We start from the raw sequence: 17276 nt of genomic DNA on the forward strand, positions 1-17276 counted from the left end.
ATGGATTTTTTATGCTAACGCCCTGACCGGGTCGCTGTTCTTCAGGAGACGGCGAGATGACGGAAGCAATTGACGCAAGCAAGGTAGAGCAGCTGGCAGGCAAGGTCATCGGGGATGTTGCCGGCGCGATGGCCGTTTTCATGTCCTATCTCGGCGATCAGGCGGGCGTCTATGCCGCCATGGACGGGGCCGGAGCGCTGTCAGTCGACGCGCTGGCCGAGAAAACCGGACTGAACCCGAAATATCTGCTGCAGTGGCTCGGCTCCAACGCCGCCGCCGGCTATGTCACGCACCATCCCGACGGCGATCTCTTTTCCCTGAGCCCCGAACAGGCGCTGGTCCTTTCCCGCGAAGGCCAGCCGGCCTGCATGCAGGGCTTTTTCCAGAGCGTCATATCCCAGTTCGAAACCCAGGCCGAAGCGGTGGAAACCTTCCGGTCCGGCAAGGGCAGGCCCTGGGGCGACCATTCGACTTGCTGCTTCTGCGGCACCGACCGCTTCTTCCGGCCCGGCTACGAGGCCTGTCTGATCGATCAATGGATTCCCGCGCTGGACGGCGTCGAAGCGAAACTCAAGGCCGGGGCCAAGGTCGCCGACATCGCCTGCGGCCACGGCTCCTCCACCGTATTGATGGCAAAAGCCTATCCCGACTCGACAATTCACGGAATCGACTTTCACGAACCGTCGATTATCGAGGCGCGCGCCAAGGCCGCTGCGGCGGGCGTGACCAATGTCGAATTCCAGGTCGCCTCGGCCCAGGATTTCCGCGGCGAGGATTTCGACTTCGTCTGCATTTTCGATGCGCTGCACGACATGGGGGATCCGGTCGGCGCCGCCGCGCATATCCGCAAGGCCTTGCGTCCGGACGGCAGCTTCATGCTGGTCGAACCGCTCGCCGGGGACAATATGGCAGACAATCTCCACCCCCTCGGCCAGATCTTCTACGCCTTTTCGACCACCATCTGCACACCCGCCTCGCTGGCGCAGGATGTTGGCCTCGGCCTCGGCGCACAGGCGGGCCAAAAGCGGCTGACCGAAGTGCTCAATCAGGCCGGTTTCTCGAACGTCAGGCGCGCGACGGAAACGCCGACCAATATGGTGCTTGAAGTAACCGGCTGAACCGGGAGGAATGGCCGGCCGCCGCGAATCAGCGCAGCCGGTTCTTCATCGCCTCGATATCGGCCTGCTGCCGGTCGACCTGGGCCTGCACCAGGTCACGCTGCGCGCTGATAATGGCGGTCCCGCCCGATTCGTCCGCGGCGGTCTCGCGCTCGAGCTGCTCCCGGTAAAGCGCATCGATATCGGCCAGCGCCTCGACCGACGGGCTGCGCTCTATCTCCAGCGCGGCCAGTTCCATATGCGCGACCACCCAGGCCTCGCTGGATTCCGCCGCACCGCGCGCCGCATCGACTCGGCTTTTGACGGCCGGCAGTCGGACCTGAAAACGATCATGCGCTGCTCGACTTTGCGCGATGGCTGCGTCCAGCTTGATCTGCTGATCGGCTGAAAGAGAGGAAATCGCGGTAGCAGGGGCTGCCGCTGCGTCCATGGTTGCCCCGTCTTCATAGGGTCGCTTCTGAAGCGACGGAAAATCGCCCTCCTGCATTGCGCAACCGGACAGCGTTACCGTGATAATTGTCACCAAAGCTGGGAGTTTTTTCATTGCTCTGTCTTTACGAGAGGCTTATCCGCTCTGCAACGGCGAATCTCCGGCCAGGAAGCGGAGTGGTGCCGGGTCGCCCTGAATAGCCAAAATCGCCTTAAGCCGGTTGACAGTGCCGGTCCCATCGGTTAGCTGCCCACTCTTTCCAGCGTGAGCCGAAAGACTCGCGTTGACGGGCTTGTGCGCTGGAACCATAAATTTGAAACGGAAAATAGCCATGTTCGCAATTGTGCGCACCGGCGGCAAACAATATCGGGTTGCCGCAGGAGATATTATCGCAGTCGAAAAACTAGCTGGTGAAGCTGGTGATTCGGTAACCCTCGACGACGTTCTGCTTGCCGGTGACGGTGGCGACATCAAGGACGTGAAGGGTCTGACCGTTGCGGCCGAGATCATCGCCCAGGAAAAAGGCGAGAAGGTCATCATCTTCAAAAAGCGCCGCCGGCATAATTATCGCCGCAAAAACGGCCATCGCCAGCAGCATACGGTTCTGAAGATCAGCGCCATCGGCTCTGAAAAAGCTCCGAAGAAGGCTGCTCCCAAGAAGGAAGCTGCGCCTGCCGAAGACAAGCCAGCGGCGAAAGCCAAGGCTGCTCCGGCTGCGGAAGCCAAGGCTGAACCAGCCAAGAAGGCACCAGCGAAAAAGGCTGCTGCCAAGACCGAAACCAAAGCAGCTGCGGCCAAGAAGGCTCCAGCGAAGAAGCCAGCAGCCAAAAAGCCGGCTGCGAAGAAAGAGGACTAAACCATGGCACATAAAAAAGCAGGTGGTTCATCCCGCAACGGTCGCGACTCCGAAGGTCGTCGCCTGGGCGTCAAGAAATTTGGCAGCGAAGCCGTTGTCGCCGGTAACATCATCATCCGCCAGCGCGGCACGAAGACCCATGCGGGTCGCAATGTCGGCATGGGCAAGGACCACACATTGTTCGCGCTCATTGATGGCAAGGTGGAATTCCACAAAGGCAAGCTCGGTCGCAAATATGTGTCCGTCGATGCCATGGCTGAAGCCGCAGAATAACCGGATAATCAATAAAGGGTTATCCACCAGAGGGATGACCCGGCAGGTTCTACGGAACCGGCAATTTCAGGGAGAGGGTCATCCTCTCCCTTTTTTTATGTCTCCCTGTCATAGCGTCACGATCTTGTAACGGGTCCGCTCTAGCGGAAACATCATTCAGGTCGGGGGCGCCGCGAATATGATGATGGAGAGTCCCGATGTTTGCCATAACACCAAGATTGCTTTTAAGGCCCGGCTGGCCCGAGGACCGGGGCAGCCTGTTTGCCGCGATCAACGATGAAACGGTGATCCGCAATCTGGCCAGCGCCCCCTGGCCTTACCGGCCTGACGATGCCGAGCATTTTCTGGCGACGCCCCGCCCCGCGACCCATCCCAATTTCCTGATCTTCAGCCGCAACGGCCAGCCACCGGTCCTGCTGGGCAGCATCGGGTTTGGCGACAAGGAAGAAGGACATCTCGAGCTGGGCTACTGGATTGCCCGTGACCACTGGGGCCGCGGGTATGCAACCGAGGCCGGCCGCGCGGTCCTCGATATCGCCAGAGCGCTTGGCCATCCGGAAATCCGGGCCGAGCATTTCGCCGACAATCCGGCTTCGGGAAAGGTGCTTAGAAAACTGGGCTTCAGGCCGACCGGCCACTCGGTTCCGCGCTATTCAAAAGGCAGGGCACGGAAAGCAGATGCAATCCAGTTCACCCTGTCGCTTTCGGACGATGATTCGGCGGTGGATGCGATGCGAAATATCGCCGCCTGAAGAAACGTCAGGCGACTTTCTTCAACGGACCTGCGCTGCGACGGCCAGCGATCGGTGTAACCTTCGCGCTGTCTGCCGCTTCATCCATGACAGCGGCTTCATATTCGCTCTCGGCAAGCTTGATAAGCGGACGATCATCAATGTCCCAGGGGTGAAAACCCGGTTTGAAAAAGGCCAGAAGCGGTCGCAGGGTCCGGCGGAAAGGCGCCTTGCCGACCAGCGCATAATGGGCGAGACCATAGTAGGCGCGCAGCCCGGTAATACCGTCCTGGCGAAGCAGTTCCAGAATGCCCCTGGTGCGGTTCTTGGCAAAGCCGAAGGAAATTCGGGCCATGAAGCTGCAGCGGACAAGCCAGCATTTCAGCGGATTCCAGTCCCTGGTCATATGCAACCAGGTGTCATAGGCCACGCCCTTATGCTCGATTTCTTCCGAAGCATGCCATAGCCAGAGATTGCGTTGATCTTCGTCGGCATCTTTCAGATGTGCAGGATTGCCGATCACCTCGGCCGCGAGGATTGCGGTGATATGTTCAATACACATGGTCGCCACGAGCTGGTCATGGTCCGGCTTGGCCCGTATCGTTGTCACCACGCGGGAAATCGCTTCCTCGAGCAGCGTGATATCGAAATCACAGTCTTTCAGATGCTCGTTGAAACTGTGATGCTCCCGGCTGTGAATCGCTTCCTGCTGGATGAAGGCGCGGATTTCACCGCGCAGCTTGGGCGGCACGTGCTTGATGAATTTCTTGAGCGAATCGATGAAAAACAGCTCTCCTTCGGGAAAGGTCACGGAAAGCGCGTTGAAAAAGGCGGAGGCAAAGGGGTCACCGCCGACCCAGCGACGCCGGTTGATCTCGGCGCTGGCGAGGTTGAGATTGCGGGGTTGAATATGAAGGTCTGCGGGTGTCGCGCTTTTGTTTCGCGCGGTGAAGTTGGTCGCTGAATCAGCAATAGTCGGAGCAATGTCCATATTATCTTTGAACCTCCCAGTTCGATTCTTTTCGGCGCCACCCGATTTTTGGTTAAGCGTCAATTAGACAAGGAAGGTTAAGGTTCGGCATCGCAAGATGCCTAACAGCCATAGTTAAAAATCCGTTATTGCGCCCCGGACCGGCGGAAGCCGGGCAAGTCGCATCATGAACAGCTTTGCGCTTTTTTGGTTTATTTGCGCCGGTAGCGGAAATACCAGACATCATGACCCTGACGGCGCGCCTTGGTTTCATAGCGCGTCTCCGGCCAGCCACCGGGACGGATCATCCAGTCTTTCGGGCTTTCGCACAGCCAGTCAAATTCATCGCGCTGGTTCATGATCATGCAGGCCCATTCCAGATAGACCGGATGATCGGTGCCGAACCGGAATTCGCCGCCGGGTTTCAGCTTTGCCGCGATCAGGTCGACCGGACCGTGGTTCATGAAGCGGCGCTTGGCATGGCGCGCCTTTGGCCAGGGATCGGGGTGCAGCAGATAGACAAAGCTCAGCGCGCCGCCGGGAATCCGTTCGAGCACATCCAGCGCATTGCCCATATGCAGCCGGACATTGGCCAGATGGCCGTCGCGGACATGCTGCAGCGCGCCGACCACGCCGTTGAGATAGGGTTCGCAACCGATGAAACCATGATCCGGCAGCATGTCGGCGCGCGCCGCGAGATGCTCGCCCGCTCCGAAGCCGATTTCGAAATGCAGCGGCCGGTCGGTGCCGAACAGCGACGCCGAGCTGACCGGTCCCTCGGTGGGCACAGCAATTTGCGGCAGCAGCTTCTCGACCAGCTCTACCTGCTGGTCGCGCAGGGCATGGCCTTGCCGACGGCCGTAGAGCTGGCGGATGGTTGTGGGGTCGCCATCTTTAGATTTTGTCATTGATCCTCATCGGCTGGTACGTTGATGGTTATCGTCGGTCCGGACGATGGAGGCCACGTCGTGACAGCCGAAATCGCGGCGCCGTCACCGGTCGCCGACAGAAGAACGCCCGGCGTCGGCAATTTGTCCAGATCGGGAAATATGATATTCTGGTCCAGCCGCATCATGACCGGGGTAAATCTTGCTTCCCGGCTACCGCCAGTCAGACCGCCAAGCCGGTTTGCGTAAACCGAAGCGGCGCGTCCGGCGTCCCCCAGAGGCATCAGATATCCGTCTTCCGATCCACCGGCACGATAGATGGAAAACGGACCGAAATCCTGCGGATCCCGGCAATAGACACCGGGTTCCTCGCCATCGGCTGTATCATTGACCGGGATGTTCAGGAAGCCAGCCGACAGGGCATCGGTCATTGTCGGCTTGATTCGCTTGACCCTGTCACTCAGCTTCAATGCATTTTCGCATGGCAGAATTACGGCAGCGGCGGGCCCGGAAACAATCTCTTCCGGCCAGCTTATATCATTCAATATCGGCATCAGCGAGGCCGCCAGTTCCTCCGCCGACAGTTCGGCAGTGGTGAAGCGGATTTTCACCAGCCAGCCATTGAGCGGCAACATGGCAACCCCGGTGCTTTTGAATTCGTTTCCGGACGTGCTGTACACCGCCATCAATCCGCTCGCTTCGGACTGGCCCGGCGGGGTGAACGCCGACGAGAGATATTCGCTGGTACCCGGCAGCAAATTGACATTGCCGCGCAAGGCCTGATTCGCTGCGTCGAACCACAGGGGCACACTGTTAACCGCGGCGCGATAGAAGAACAGCGTCAGCCGGGTCTGCCCGTCATCCCCGTAATATTGCCCGTAAACATCCAGCTCCTCGTCGGTCAGGTCGCGGATATATTGCCTGTCAAAACCGCCAAGCCGCGCCGGCATCGTCATGCCGCTTTTCTGGTGATCCCAGTCTTCGCCTGCGGTCGCCTCGATTGTTCTCTGTTCGGGCTGCGCTTGTGCGGCAGCCGAAAAGAATAGGGCCGACATGCAGATAACGCCCCATAGGGTCCTGCCATATGATTTTAGCGGTCCGCGCATGATGATCTCTCTCCCTCCGGTTATCGATAGAGAATAGACGATAATCGGGCGCGCGAATAGCCGGGTTGTGGACCTAGATGGCCGCTTTCAGCGCGTCCACCAGATCGGTCTTCTCCCAGGTGAAGAAATCGCCGGTCGCCTTGCGGCCGAAATGGCCATAAGCCGCGGTCGGCGAATAGATCGGCTTGTTCAGACCGAGATGGGTGCGGATGCCTTTCGGTGTCAGGCGGACCAGCTGCGGCAATATTTCCTCCAGCTTCTCCTCGCTCACCTTGCCGGTGCCGTGCAGGTCGACATTGATCGACAGCGGCTCGGCCACGCCGATCGCGTAGGACAGCTGGATCGCGCAGCGTTTGGCGAGGCCGGCCGCGACGATATTCTTCGCAAGATAGCGGGTGATATAGGCGGCAGACCGGTCGACCTTGGTCGGGTCCTTGCCGGAAAAAGCGCCGCCGCCGTGGGGGCTAGCGCCGCCATAGGTGTCGACGATGATCTTGCGACCGGTGAGGCCGGCGTCACCGTCAGGACCGCCGATTTCAAAGCGACCGGTCGGATTGACGTGGATCACCGTATTGTCGGTAATGAAACCGTCGGGCAATATCTTGCGGAACACACCCATCACATAATCATATAATTCTTCGTAGAGTGCCGGATTGTCGCTGCCCTTGAAATAGCCCGGCGCGTGCTGTGTCGAGACCACCAGGGCAACCGCCTCTACCGGTACTTCATTGACGTAGCGCAGGGTGACCTGGCTCTTGCTGTCGGGCTCCAGAAACGGCGCTTTGCCGCTGTGACGGTCAGCCGCCATCTGTTTCAGTATCTCGTGCGAATATTGCAGCGTTGCCGGCATCAGGTCCGGCGTCTCGTCGCTGGCATAGCCGAACATGATGCCCTGGTCGCCGGCACCCTCGTCCTTGTTGCCGCTTTCATCCACGCCCTGCGCGATATGCGCCGATTGCGGATGGAGATAATTTTCGAAGGTCAGATTCTGCCAGTGGAAACCGTCCTGCTCGTAACCGATTTTCTTCACCGTCTCGCGGACCGCGGTCTGGATCTCTTCCTGCGCGCCCGGCGCCCAGTTGCCATCGGTATCGATCATGCCCTTGCCGCGCACTTCGCCGGCCAGAATCACCCGGTCGGTCGTGGTCATCGTCTCGCATGCGACCCGCGCTTCCGGATCCTTGGCGAGGAACAGGTCGACGATGGCATCGGAAATCTGGTCCGAAACCTTGTCGGGATGACCTTCAGAGACCGATTCGGACGTGAATATAAATTCTGAACGCATGGCAAAAATCCTGATTTTGAGCCGAAATGACGTCGGCCACAGAGACATAAGGAAAAGTTTATATCTACTTTAACGGGCGCGCACGCGGATGGCAATGGAAGATAGAAGCAAAATCAGCGCCAGACCCAGCGGCAGCAGATTGCCGTGGCGCGCGAACAGGGTAGGTGCCTTGGCCTGCGGCAGACGGCTGTCGATCCGGCCCGCCTGCCCCATCGGTACGCTGGCCCGGATCGCACCATCGGCATCAATGACGGCCGAAATGCCGGTCGGCGTCGAACGGATCACCGGCAGCCCTTCTTCGATAGCCCGCAAGCGCGCCTGCGCCAGATGCTGCGGCGGACCCCAGCTGCCGAACCAGGCGTCATTGGACGGGTTGAAGATGAAATCCGGACGATTGTCGCGATCGACGACCTGTCCCGAGAAGATGATTTCGTAGCAGACCTGCAGCCCGGCCTTGCCGAGCGCGCCCAGATCGAGCGACCGGGCGCCGGGGCCCGGCCAGAAATCGAAATCCCCTGGCGCCAGGCGGGACAGGCCAATAGCGGACAAAAGCGGCCGCATCGGCAAATATTCGCCATATGGCACGAGATGGGACTTGTCGTAACGCCCGATCAGCTGATGGCCAGAATCCATCGCAAAAACACTGTTCCGGGCACCGACCGCGCGTCCTTCCGCTGCGTCAAATTCCAGCTTGAGCGCGCCGAGCACCAGCACGTCGCCGGGCTTCATCAGCATACCGAGCTGCTGCCGGACAAATTCCGGCGGGCGGCCATAATAATAGCGGGCCGGATAGCCGGTCTCGAGATAATCGGGAATCGCCGCTTCCGGCCAGAAAATGATCCGCGGATCATCGTCTTCGCGCAGCGTCAGTTCCGCCAGCTTGGCCAGATTCTGCTCTTCATAGCCAGCTTTCCATTTGTCCTGCTGGCCGATATTGGGCTGGACCACGGTGATTTGCGGCTGGTCCGCAGATATCTCGCCGGGCCGGGGTTGCGGCAGCAGCGAAAGCCCGGCGAAAATCAGCAGCAGCGGCAGCGCGGCCCGCCATTTTTTCAGGCAGAGCAGCCACAGGCCGCCGGCGCCGGCGATCAGGATCGCGGACAGGCCATAGGAACCGACAAAAATGCTGGCACCGGCCATCTGGCCAAGCGGCAGCGCGACCGACCCGAGCGGATTCCAGATGAACCCGCTGAACACCCAGCTTCTGAGCCATTCGGTGATGATCCAGAGGCCTGCCATCGCCAGGATGAACACCGCCGGCCTGTTCCTGCCCAGCCAATAGGCGGCCAGCGCCGCCAGCGCAGGATAGACCGCCAGATAGAGCGACAGCAGGACCACTGCGATATAGCCGAGCCACTCGGGCATCGCCGCCTGGAAGGTGAAAGCCTTCGCGATCCAGTTCAAGCCGATGATGAAATGTCCCACACCGAACAGCCAGCCGGTGAAAAAAGCGGCCTTGCGGCTCTGCGCCTGCATCACCAATGCCATCCACAGGGCCAGCATCAATATGGTCAGCGGCCAGAGATTCAGCGGCGCGAAGCCGGTTGCGCTCAGCCCGCCCGCAAACAGCGAGATTGCGTAGGGATGGCGGGCGATCATTTCACGGAGTTTTGACACCAGCGGCTTTTGCCGTGTTCGCGATCACCATTCAATTGCTAATTGCCGCAAGCGCCATTTGCTTGCTATCGTCCGGCCATGAAGATGATGACCCTCCTGACGCTCGCGCTGGCGCAACCGGCGGCCAGCCCGCCGGAACCTCTGGAGCAAAAGCAGCAGCAGGCGCTTGCCTGCGTCGCGGTTCTTGCGATCGTCGCCTCGGAGCAGGAACGCGGCGTGCCCGCAGCGCTCGACTATCCCTTGCTCGCCGAACGCGGCGCGACCTATGCCGGGCTGGTCGGCCAGCAGATCATGGCGGATAGCGACCGAAGCAGGGAACAGGTCCGCGACGCGATGATAGCGGCAGTTGCCGAACGCCAGACCACCGCGCAGGCTGCCGCCGATCCGGACGAGGCGCTCGGCAGCGAGATGGCGACCTGCCTGCCCCTGCTCGATGCCGCGGTACCGCCCCAGCCGAAACCGGACCTGACCCAGTGCGCCGGCATGCTGCAACTGGCCTATGAGGAAGTCCACGACCGCGAAGGCCTGTCCAAGACCGCGCAGGATCTCAAAACCCTGGCATCCGTGCTCGACAGCCGCGCGCGCGATCAAATGCGCGCCGAGGGACTGAGCGGTCAGGAGAGCGACATATTATTGACCCGGAGCCGCGAAGCGATGCTCGCCGAGGCCAGAGAGCGGGAATCGGCGGGTCAGGGTTCCAATCTGGATTTCGAACATTGTTTCACCCTTGCCGCTCCCGAAGACAAGCAGAGAAAATATGAACATTGAAGCCCGCCCGCCTTTACGCCCTTTCCATCTCGCCTTTCCGGTCCATGATCTTGAGGCCGCCCGCACCTTCTATGGCGAACTGATGGGTTGCGACGAGGGTCGCAGCGACACGCACTGGATCGACTTCAACCTGTTCGGGCACCAGATTGTCACTCATCTCGACGCAAATTTCAGGCCCCGCCCGATGGTCAACCCGGTCGACGGGGAACAGGTTCCGGTGCCGCATTTCGGTGTCGTGCTGACCATGGCCACCTGGCAGGCGCTCGCCGATCGCCTGACCGCAGCCGCTGTCGACTTTGTCATCCCGCCGACGATCCGCTTCGCAGGACAGGTCGGCGAGCAGGCGACGATGTTTTTTCAGGATCCGAGCGGCAATGCGCTCGAGTTCAAGGCCTTTGCCAGCGACGACCAGCTGTTCGCCACGGACTGAGCGCTAGGGAAGCCTAGGCTTCATGCTCGCATTTCCAGCGCTCCAGAGCATCTTCCAGCTGCCGTTCGGCCATATCGCGCGCGGAATCCCGCGGCAGGCCAAGTGACCCGGCCAGCCGTTCACCGATCAGCGCATCGCCCAGCGCCATCAGCACCAGCGCCAGCGTGTCATCATGCTTTTCGCGATCATCATGGCCGTCGTCGCCAATGTCGTCGACCAGAACATGAATGGCATCGACAATCGGGTCGAGCGCGTCCTCGTTGCCGGTCAGCATCATCCACGACCAGAGCGCCGCTCCGCCCTGCTTGTCAAAAGCATCGAACGTCAGGTCGACAATGTCGCGCACGGTGCCTTCGCCGGTGCGCGATTTGAGGATCGCCTGCGCGATCATGCCACAGACTTCATCGGACAGATAAGCGGCCAGCGCTTTCTGCAGGCCCGAGGCGGACCCGAAATGGTGGAGCAGATTGGCGTGGGTGCGCCCGATTCGGCTGGCGACAGCCTTCAGCGTCACCGATTGCGGTCCCGTTTCGATCAGCAGGTCGCGGGCAGCACCAAGCGCCATGCTGCGGCTTTCTTCCGGAGAGAGACGTCTCTTTGCTATTGACATTTATGTAAGTAGCCTTATTGTCATTGATGTTAGCCATAGGCTGCATTTCGCATAATGGAAACATCTGATGAATATGCCTGGCATTGACCATATCGAACCGGAACCAATCGACACGCCGACGCCGGCGGGTCATGAAATCACGCCCCGCGACCGCAGGTTCGGTCGGGAGGAGGGCTATGATCCTGCAAAATACTGGCAAAATGGCGATCCGGTGGCGACGGCCTTCTACAATTGCCTGTCGCTCACCTTTCCCCGCGGCGAGGCTTTTTTCATCGAAAGCGTGAAGGAATTCCGCGATCATACGCCGCCGCAACTGCAGAAGGAAATCCGCGCCTTCGTCCAGCAGGAAGTGATCCACAGTCGCGAACATCTGGCGCTCAACCGCCGGGTCGAGGAAAATGGCTATGACACCAGCCGGATCGAACAGCGTATCACCGAATCGCTGGCCATGACCAAGGGCCGCCCGAAAATCACCAATCTGGCGGCAACGATGATTCTCGAACATTTTACCGCGATCACGGCCCAGCAATTTCTCGCCAATCCCCGCCACTGGAAGGATTCGGACGAGGAAACTGCCGACCTGTGGCGCTGGCACGCGCTCGAAGAGATAGAGCATAAGGGCGTTGCCTATGACACCTGGCTCTACGCGACCCGGAACTGGAGCCGCTGGCAACGCTGGAAGGTGAAGGCACTGATGATGCTGGTGATCACCCGAAATTTCTGGGGCAACCGCTGGAACGATACGCTCGATCTGCTGGCGCAGGATGGCATTACCGGATGGCGGGTAAAACTCAGACTGCTAAAATTCCTGCTGGTCGAGCCGGGCATTGCGCGGGCGATCATCATTCCGTGGATCAAATTTTTCCTGCCCGGATTCCATCCGTGGAACGAGGATGACCGACACCTGATACAGCGCGCGGAAAGCGACTATGACGCGGCGATAAACGGGCGGCCGGCTGCCGCATAAAGTCCGGGGTCTAAGCGGGCACGCTCAATGCGCCGCTCTGTTCATGTCCACTTTTTCGACCCACTCGGGGAAGAAGCTGGGTTCGCGGTTGGACCAGCCGGGCGCCGTCGCAGCGGCTTCGCTGATCGACTGCAACAGGCCCTTGCGGGTTTTCGGGTGCAGATGGGGTAGCGCCGCAGCCGCGCAAAAGGCACCGGGCAGCCACGGACGCGAATCCGGACCGAGCAGGCGCTCGTAAAGAAAACGGAAGGCGGGAAAGCTGTGAATACGGCCCTGCCCCAGATCATAAGCCGCAAGCGAAATCAGCGATGGCATGAACGCCTCGATACTGTCGATCGCACAATCTTCGGGAATGGCTTTGCGAATGTCACGGATCCGCCGGTACAGGGAAATCTGGACCTGGATGCCCGCTTCCTCGACCTTGTCGCGCGACCAGGTTTCCACGGCGTCGGAACGTTCGAGACCGACATCCAGCGACCGGCGGATATAGCGCTGGGTCGCCGAGCTGAAGCTCGCAAATTCTTTCATCTCGGCCAGCGTCATCGCGCCGGGGACGGATCGTGTTTCCTTGGTCATCTCTTCGCAACTCCTCGTGGACTCATCCCACGAAGACATTTGACCAAAACATGGTTAGCAATTGGTTAAGCATGGGCCGATTATTGCGCCTCGGCCGCGCAGAGTGGGAAAATTGCGCGCCAGACTTATAAAGTTTCGACCAACCGCAACCATGGTTCGACCGGTCACGATTCCCCTAGAGACAATTGATACCATATTGGCCTAAGCTGACTCGAAACCGAGAATTGAACGCATATGAGAAAATTTGAACTGGGAAACCACAAGCCGTCGGTCGGACATCAGGTCGCCATCCTGTCGATCCTCGGATTCTGGTTTTTCTACATGATCGTCCTGACATTGCGGGCATCGATCGGCGACTGGCCGGCGCAGGGCGAAATGGTCATGCGCCGGACCGTGGTGACGATTTTCGGTATCGGCACCACCTATCTGCTCTATCTGTTTCTCCGGCAGTTCGAGGACCGGGCGCTCTCGACGCGGATCATCACCGCCTTTGCCGCCGCGATCCCCTGCGCCATCATCATCGCCTCGTTCAACCATTATGTCTTCAACGTCTATTATCCCGAAAATCTGTGGGACGAAGCGCATGTCGAGGAAATGCGCAAATATATGTCGCAGGAAAATCTGGCGTTCAAGGCGATCTTCGAAGACGCCACGTCGCGCTTTTTCTTCATCGTCAGCTGGACCTCCCTCTATCTGACCCTGAGCTATGCCGGCAGGGTCCGGCAGGTCGAGCGCAAGGCCGCCCGCTTCGCCCAGGCGGCGCAGGATGCCGAATTGCGGTCGCTGCGCTATCAGGTCAATCCGCATTTCCTGTTCAACACGCTCAACAGCCTGAGCACCCTGGTGATGCGCAGCCAGCCGGAAGAAGCCGAGGAGATGATCCTCAACCTGTCGAAATTTTACCGCACCAGCCTGTCGGGCGATCCGCTGGAAGACGTGCCGCTGTCGGAAGAGGTGCATCTGCAAAATCTCTATCTCGATATCGAGGCGGTGCGCTTCCCCGAACGGCTGCGGACCAAGGTGAATATTCCCGACGACCTGCTGGGCGTTCTGGTTCCGGGCCTGATCCTGCAGCCGCTGGTCGAGAATGCGATCAAGCATAGTGTTGCCCACAGCAAGCGTCCGGTGACCATTTCGATCAGCGCGCGGTCCGATGGCGACAATCTGATCCTCACGGTGGCCGATGACGGCGATCCGCGACCGGTCGATCTGCAGGATAGCGACGCAAGCAGCGGCATCGGTCTGGCCAATGTCCGCGACCGGCTGGAAACGCGCTTTGGCCGGCAGGCCGGTCTGCAGACTGTACGTCCGGCAGAAGGCGGCTATATTGCGCAGCTGACCCTCCCGTTGATGCTGGACAACCCATGACCGAAGAAACCGAAACCAGACCGCTATCCACGCTGATCGTCGACGATGAACCGCTGGCGATCGAACGGCTGCAACTGCTCTGTGCGCGGCAGCCGCATATCAACCTGGTCGGCACGGCCAGCGATGGCGAAGCGGCGCTGCGCCTTACCGAACAGCTGAAGCCCGATCTGCTGCTGCTCGATATCGCGATGCCGGGCAAGGACGGGCTCGACGTGGCGCGGGCCCTGTCCGGCAAACCCGATGCGCCGGCGATCATCTTTGTCACCGCCTTTGACCGTTTTGCGGTCGAGGCCTTTGACGTGGCGGCGATTGATTATGTGCTGAAACCGGTCGAGAATGCGCGGCTGACGCTGGCGATTTCCCGGGTTCGCGAACGCACGGCGGAACCGCGCAGCGACGGAGCGGACGATTCGCCCTGGGCCGAGGAATTCTGGGTCCCCTATAAATCGGAATTGCGGCGCATTGTCGCTTCCGAAATCGACCGGGTCGAGGCCGAACGCGATTATATGCGCCTGCATGTCGGTAGCGTGAGCTATCTGCTGCACCAGACCATCACCGGCCTGGAAGAGCGACTGAACCCCGAGGAATTCATCCGTCTGCACCGCTCGCATCTGGTCCGGCGCGACTGGATTGCCGGCCTGCGCCATGACGGCGGCGGCGTGTGGATGGCCTGCCTCAAATGCGGCACCGAGATCCGCATCGGCCGGACCCATCTGGCGGAAGCCAAAAAACTGGCCGGCAAATAGCCGGCCCGGAATAGAGCAGACCCCCTAGAAGCTGTAGCGCACCGACGCGGTCGCGCTGGTTTCGTCCTCGTTGACCACCGAAATGCCGTCGCGCGCAACCTGTGCCTTGCGGGCGTTGACGCCGACATTGGTCGACAGGCCGCGGGCAATATCATAGCGAACGCCCAGCGAAGCGGAGCTTTCCGATGTGCCGTCCAGTTCGCCATAATGGCCAGCGGCGGACAGGCTGAGCACGCCGATCTTGGTCTGCGCGCCGCCCGAGACATACCAGCGATCGAGATCGATCGCGCCGGCCTGCAGATTTTCATAGCCCAGTCCGAGATCGAACAGGCTGCTGCCATAGACAAATTCGCCGACCGCACCGACACCGATCGTATCGAAATCCGTCACCCCGTCGGCGGCGAGATAACGGGCGCGGGCCACGCGCGTGGCGACGCGATAATCCTTGTGGCCCACCGGCCGCTGGAATTGGGCGCCCAGTTCGAAACGGCCGTCGCCGTCGACTATCCCGGTCAGCGTGGTCGGACCGAAGCGGCCGCTATAGCCGCCGCCCCAGCTGTTGATCCGGCCGTAGAAATCGTCGAAAGCGAGATCGGCATTGCCGACACCCCGCCGCCGCCGCGTCGCCTCGCGCACCAGACCATCGACATTGCCGCCGATCAGGCTGCCCCAGCTGGTGCGGACAAAGCCGGCGACATTATCGTCATAATCGCGGGTATTTTCATCATATTGCCCGAAATAGGCCAGCCCGACATTCCACCGGTTGGCGAGCTGCATCTCGACACTGATATCGAGATTGGTGACCAGGCTGACATCGACATCACCGTCGAAAACGCTGTCATCGACCGTCAGCTTGACCGGCACATCGACGACACCGCCGACCAGCACGGTCGCTTCGCCCACTTCGAACGCCAGCGGCTCCTCGAACGAGGAGAGACTGTCATAGTTGAGGCTGACCTGCGCCTGGGCCGAACCGGCGGACAGGGCGATCACTCCGACGGCTAGCGGATGCCAGGGAAAGCGGGAAGGTCCGGATGTCATCATTCAGACCCTCCGCCGGAAATAATGGGCATGGGCATGGTTGGCGATCGCCTTGCCGGCATCCATCCCGACCATATGGTCACTCATCCAGTGGACCCCGCCATAGATACGGCTCAGACCATTTTCGTCGGCCGCCTGGCTCAGGCTGGTCCAGTGCCGGGTGATATCGCGCAATTGCGGCCACAGCACCTGGTCGGGCGACTGGTGCGAGAAACGCACCCGATCGGTGCCCAATATATGGCCGATCATCGTCGCGCCCGCCGCGCCGAAGGTCGAATGGCCGGACGTATAGGACGGGAATTCCGGCGTCGGAATGTAGCTGCGCCACTGTTGCTCGCGCTCGACCCGCGGATCGCGGTTGCCGAATTTCGGCGCGCGGTGCCGGATCGCGGTTTCCGGCCGGATGACGTCATGACGATATTTGGTATCCCAGGCCTGGATCGAGGCGTCGCACTGGGTCATGCCGATCAGCGCCATCGCCCGCGCCCATTCGATGAAGGACAGATTGCGGTCCTGCAGCACCTGGATCCCGATCAGCATATAATGGCCCGGCGGGGTAATTCCCCAGGGCCCGTCTTCCCAGAACATCGCGATCTCGGTCTGGTCGGCGGTGCGCTCGCGGCTGTCGGCGCGGCCCAGCGACCGGACCTGGGCATATTCGTCGGCAAATTCCGGGCTGGCCGGATCGTGAAAGCCGATGGTGCGGAAATTCTCTACCCGACCCATCGTCCATGGCCTGATCTGCCCGTGACCGGGATAGAGCGGCCGCGAGAAGCTGTCGAAGGCGGGGCCTGGCTTGGCGCTGTACAGCGGACCGGTCGGCGTCCATTGCAGCGCGTCATGGCGTCGCTTGTAGCGGCCCAGATAATAATTGACCTTGCTCGGCTGCGATCCGTCGCGGGTACGCATCTTGACGATGTCCAGTCCGACCTGCCGGCCCCATGCGGCGCCGAGCGACTTGGCCTCGCCGTCGGGAATCGACCGGGCAAAGGTCATGCGTTCGCCGACGAAAGGCTGCTGGAACACTTCCGAGGCGGCGGTGGCAAAAGCCACGCCATAAGCCATGGCCGGATCGGCCCCGCGCGGCCCTCCGCCCGTTCCGAACGGATCCTCATAAGCCTGCAATATGCTGTTCGCGGCCAGAAAGCCGGCCACTGTCGGCATCGCCATATTATAGGCCGCGCGCGGCGGCGGCACCCGCTGGTCGCGGATCTGCTGCAGCATGATGTCGCACCAGTGCGTAACGATATTATGGTTTTGCGGTCGCAGCACCGGCGTGAGATAGGACGTCGCCGAACCGAAGCGGCCTGTGCATCCTGTCAGCCCGGCGGCACCGGCGATGGCAGCACTCGCCATGAACTGGCGTCTGGAAAATGTCATTGCCCCCCCTGAACAACCACGTCGTTGCCCTGGCCCGACAGAACGACAAATTTGCACATCGCCCTAATGGTGAACCACGAATAAATCGTTAAAACCGGCGTTACAGGCCCTGATATG

At 60.6% G+C, this 17276-nt stretch carries 19 protein-coding genes; 9 read left to right on the forward strand and 10 right to left on the reverse strand.

Going from position 1 to position 17276, the window contains the following annotated elements; all coding sequences use genetic code 11:
- Window positions 1-56: 56 nt before the first annotated feature.
- Complete coding sequence (locus CHN51_RS03920; protein ID WP_100092847.1) at window positions 57-1118, forward strand: class I SAM-dependent methyltransferase; 1062 nt, start codon at window positions 57-59, stop codon at window positions 1116-1118.
- A gap of 28 nt (window positions 1119-1146) precedes the next feature.
- On the opposite strand, the gene CHN51_RS03925 is transcribed toward CHN51_RS03920, so the two are convergent.
- Complete coding sequence (locus CHN51_RS03925; protein WP_100092848.1) at window positions 1147-1662, reverse strand: hypothetical protein; 516 nt, start codon at window positions 1660-1662, stop codon at window positions 1147-1149.
- Window positions 1663-1879: 217 nt separating this feature from the next.
- Here CHN51_RS03925 and rplU point away from each other — a divergent pair, with 217 nt between their 5' ends.
- The 3 genes from rplU (at window position 1880) to CHN51_RS03945 (ending at window position 3429) form a co-directional block, all read left to right on the forward strand.
- Window positions 1880-2404 carry a 50S ribosomal protein L21 gene (gene rplU, locus CHN51_RS03935; protein WP_100092850.1) on the forward strand — a complete coding sequence of 175 codons (525 nt, stop codon included), beginning with the start codon at window positions 1880-1882 and terminating at the stop codon, window positions 2402-2404.
- Window positions 2405-2407: 3 nt separating this feature from the next.
- A complete protein-coding gene (gene rpmA / locus CHN51_RS03940) occupies window positions 2408-2677 on the forward strand; it encodes a 50S ribosomal protein L27 (protein WP_089133412.1) in 270 nt (89 codons plus the stop codon).
- A 197-nt stretch (window positions 2678-2874) separates the two neighbouring features.
- On the forward strand, window positions 2875-3429 hold the full coding sequence (locus CHN51_RS03945; RefSeq protein ID WP_100092851.1) for a GNAT family N-acetyltransferase: 555 nt from the start codon (window positions 2875-2877) through the stop codon (window positions 3427-3429).
- A gap of 7 nt (window positions 3430-3436) precedes the next feature.
- On the opposite strand, the gene CHN51_RS03950 is transcribed toward CHN51_RS03945, so the two are convergent.
- The 5 genes from CHN51_RS03950 to lnt all read right to left on the reverse strand — a co-directional run bounded on the left by CHN51_RS03950 (window position 3437) and on the right by lnt (window position 9255).
- On the reverse strand, window positions 3437-4399 hold the full coding sequence (locus CHN51_RS03950) for a metal-dependent hydrolase (RefSeq protein WP_100092852.1): 963 nt from the start codon (window positions 4397-4399) through the stop codon (window positions 3437-3439).
- 191 nt (window positions 4400-4590) lie between these two features.
- Window positions 4591-5286, reverse strand: a complete 696-nt coding sequence (locus CHN51_RS03955) for a tRNA (guanine(46)-N(7))-methyltransferase TrmB (RefSeq protein ID WP_100092853.1) — start codon at window positions 5284-5286, stop codon at window positions 4591-4593.
- On the reverse strand, window positions 5283-6320 hold the full coding sequence (locus tag CHN51_RS03960) for a hypothetical protein (RefSeq protein ID WP_100092854.1): 1038 nt from the start codon (window positions 6318-6320) through the stop codon (window positions 5283-5285). The genes CHN51_RS03955 and CHN51_RS03960 overlap by 4 nt, the downstream gene beginning before the upstream one ends.
- Window positions 6321-6444: 124 nt before the next feature.
- The gene (metK, locus tag CHN51_RS03965) at window positions 6445-7656 is read right to left on the reverse strand and encodes a methionine adenosyltransferase (RefSeq protein ID WP_100095414.1); all 1212 of its coding nucleotides are present in this window, start codon (window positions 7654-7656) and stop codon (window positions 6445-6447) included.
- Between the two features lie 69 nt (window positions 7657-7725).
- The gene (gene lnt, locus CHN51_RS03970; protein ID WP_100092855.1) at window positions 7726-9255 is read right to left on the reverse strand and encodes an apolipoprotein N-acyltransferase; all 1530 of its coding nucleotides are present in this window, start codon (window positions 9253-9255) and stop codon (window positions 7726-7728) included.
- Window positions 9256-9357: 102 nt separating this feature from the next.
- On the opposite strand from lnt, the gene CHN51_RS03975 reads away from it, so the two are divergent.
- Both CHN51_RS03975 and CHN51_RS03980 read left to right on the forward strand, forming a co-directional pair.
- Window positions 9358-10041 carry a hypothetical protein gene (locus tag CHN51_RS03975; protein WP_123906227.1) on the forward strand — a complete coding sequence of 228 codons (684 nt, stop codon included), beginning with the start codon at window positions 9358-9360 and terminating at the stop codon, window positions 10039-10041.
- The gene (locus tag CHN51_RS03980) at window positions 10031-10471 is read left to right on the forward strand and encodes a VOC family protein (protein ID WP_100092857.1); all 441 of its coding nucleotides are present in this window, start codon (window positions 10031-10033) and stop codon (window positions 10469-10471) included. The genes CHN51_RS03975 and CHN51_RS03980 overlap by 11 nt, the downstream gene beginning before the upstream one ends.
- 13 nt (window positions 10472-10484) lie before the next feature.
- Here the strand turns inward: CHN51_RS03980 and CHN51_RS03985 are convergent, their stop codons facing one another.
- Window positions 10485-11081 (reverse strand): TetR family transcriptional regulator, encoded by a 597-nt coding sequence (locus CHN51_RS03985; protein ID WP_100092858.1) that lies wholly within the window; start codon window positions 11079-11081, stop codon window positions 10485-10487.
- Window positions 11082-11148: 67 nt separating this feature from the next.
- Between CHN51_RS03985 and CHN51_RS03990 the strand changes: the two genes are divergently transcribed.
- Window positions 11149-12048 carry a metal-dependent hydrolase gene (locus tag CHN51_RS03990; RefSeq protein ID WP_240616857.1) on the forward strand — a complete coding sequence of 300 codons (900 nt, stop codon included), beginning with the start codon at window positions 11149-11151 and terminating at the stop codon, window positions 12046-12048.
- Window positions 12049-12072: 24 nt separating this feature from the next.
- Here CHN51_RS03990 and CHN51_RS03995 read toward each other — a convergent pair whose 3' ends face one another.
- Complete coding sequence (locus CHN51_RS03995; protein WP_100092859.1) at window positions 12073-12624, reverse strand: hypothetical protein; 552 nt, start codon at window positions 12622-12624, stop codon at window positions 12073-12075.
- Window positions 12625-12858: 234 nt separating this feature from the next.
- Here CHN51_RS03995 and CHN51_RS04000 point away from each other — a divergent pair, with 234 nt between their 5' ends.
- Window positions 12859-13992, forward strand: a complete 1134-nt coding sequence (locus CHN51_RS04000; protein ID WP_100092860.1) for a histidine kinase — start codon at window positions 12859-12861, stop codon at window positions 13990-13992.
- Window positions 13989-14738 (forward strand): LytTR family DNA-binding domain-containing protein, encoded by a 750-nt coding sequence (locus CHN51_RS04005; RefSeq protein ID WP_100092861.1) that lies wholly within the window; start codon window positions 13989-13991, stop codon window positions 14736-14738. Before CHN51_RS04000 ends, CHN51_RS04005 begins: the two co-directional genes overlap by 4 nt.
- Window positions 14739-14762: 24 nt before the next feature.
- Here the strand turns inward: CHN51_RS04005 and CHN51_RS04010 are convergent, their stop codons facing one another.
- Window positions 14763-15782 (reverse strand): hypothetical protein, encoded by a 1020-nt coding sequence (locus tag CHN51_RS04010; protein WP_100092862.1) that lies wholly within the window; start codon window positions 15780-15782, stop codon window positions 14763-14765.
- Window positions 15783-17159, reverse strand: a complete 1377-nt coding sequence (locus tag CHN51_RS04015) for a vanadium-dependent haloperoxidase (RefSeq protein WP_100092863.1) — start codon at window positions 17157-17159, stop codon at window positions 15783-15785.
- Between the last annotated feature and the right edge of the window lie 117 nt (window positions 17160-17276).

Source organism: Sphingorhabdus sp. YGSMI21 (genome assembly GCF_002776575.1).
In the GTDB taxonomy this organism is placed as follows: domain Bacteria; phylum Pseudomonadota; class Alphaproteobacteria; order Sphingomonadales; family Sphingomonadaceae; genus Parasphingorhabdus.

Coding starts and splice junctions, on each gene's coding strand:
- metK (WP_100095414.1), bottom strand. CDS start 7,656: ATGCGTTCAGAATTTATATTCACGTCCGAATCGGTCTCTGAAGGTCAT.
- CHN51_RS03985 (WP_100092858.1), bottom strand. CDS start 11,081: ATGTCAATAGCAAAGAGACGTCTCTCTCCGGAAGAAAGCCGCAGCATG.
- CHN51_RS04010 (WP_100092862.1), bottom strand. CDS start 15,782: ATGATGACATCCGGACCTTCCCGCTTTCCCTGGCATCCGCTAGCCGTC.
- lnt (WP_100092855.1), bottom strand. CDS start 9,255: ATGATCGCCCGCCATCCCTACGCAATCTCGCTGTTTGCGGGCGGGCTG.
- CHN51_RS04000 (WP_100092860.1), top strand. CDS start 12,859: ATGAGAAAATTTGAACTGGGAAACCACAAGCCGTCGGTCGGACATCAG.
- CHN51_RS03920 (WP_100092847.1), top strand. CDS start 57: ATGACGGAAGCAATTGACGCAAGCAAGGTAGAGCAGCTGGCAGGCAAG.
- CHN51_RS03975 (WP_123906227.1), top strand. CDS start 9,358: ATGATGACCCTCCTGACGCTCGCGCTGGCGCAACCGGCGGCCAGCCCG.
- rpmA (WP_089133412.1), top strand. CDS start 2,408: ATGGCACATAAAAAAGCAGGTGGTTCATCCCGCAACGGTCGCGACTCC.
- CHN51_RS04005 (WP_100092861.1), top strand. CDS start 13,989: ATGACCGAAGAAACCGAAACCAGACCGCTATCCACGCTGATCGTCGAC.
- CHN51_RS03995 (WP_100092859.1), bottom strand. CDS start 12,624: ATGACCAAGGAAACACGATCCGTCCCCGGCGCGATGACGCTGGCCGAG.
- CHN51_RS03960 (WP_100092854.1), bottom strand. CDS start 6,320: ATGTCGGCCCTATTCTTTTCGGCTGCCGCACAAGCGCAGCCCGAACAG.
- CHN51_RS03955 (WP_100092853.1), bottom strand. CDS start 5,286: ATGACAAAATCTAAAGATGGCGACCCCACAACCATCCGCCAGCTCTAC.
- CHN51_RS04015 (WP_100092863.1), bottom strand. CDS start 17,159: ATGACATTTTCCAGACGCCAGTTCATGGCGAGTGCTGCCATCGCCGGT.
- rplU (WP_100092850.1), top strand. CDS start 1,880: ATGTTCGCAATTGTGCGCACCGGCGGCAAACAATATCGGGTTGCCGCA.
- CHN51_RS03945 (WP_100092851.1), top strand. CDS start 2,875: ATGTTTGCCATAACACCAAGATTGCTTTTAAGGCCCGGCTGGCCCGAG.
- CHN51_RS03950 (WP_100092852.1), bottom strand. CDS start 4,399: ATGGACATTGCTCCGACTATTGCTGATTCAGCGACCAACTTCACCGCG.
- CHN51_RS03980 (WP_100092857.1), top strand. CDS start 10,031: ATGAACATTGAAGCCCGCCCGCCTTTACGCCCTTTCCATCTCGCCTTT.
- CHN51_RS03990 (WP_240616857.1), top strand. CDS start 11,149: ATGAATATGCCTGGCATTGACCATATCGAACCGGAACCAATCGACACG.
- CHN51_RS03925 (WP_100092848.1), bottom strand. CDS start 1,662: ATGAAAAAACTCCCAGCTTTGGTGACAATTATCACGGTAACGCTGTCC.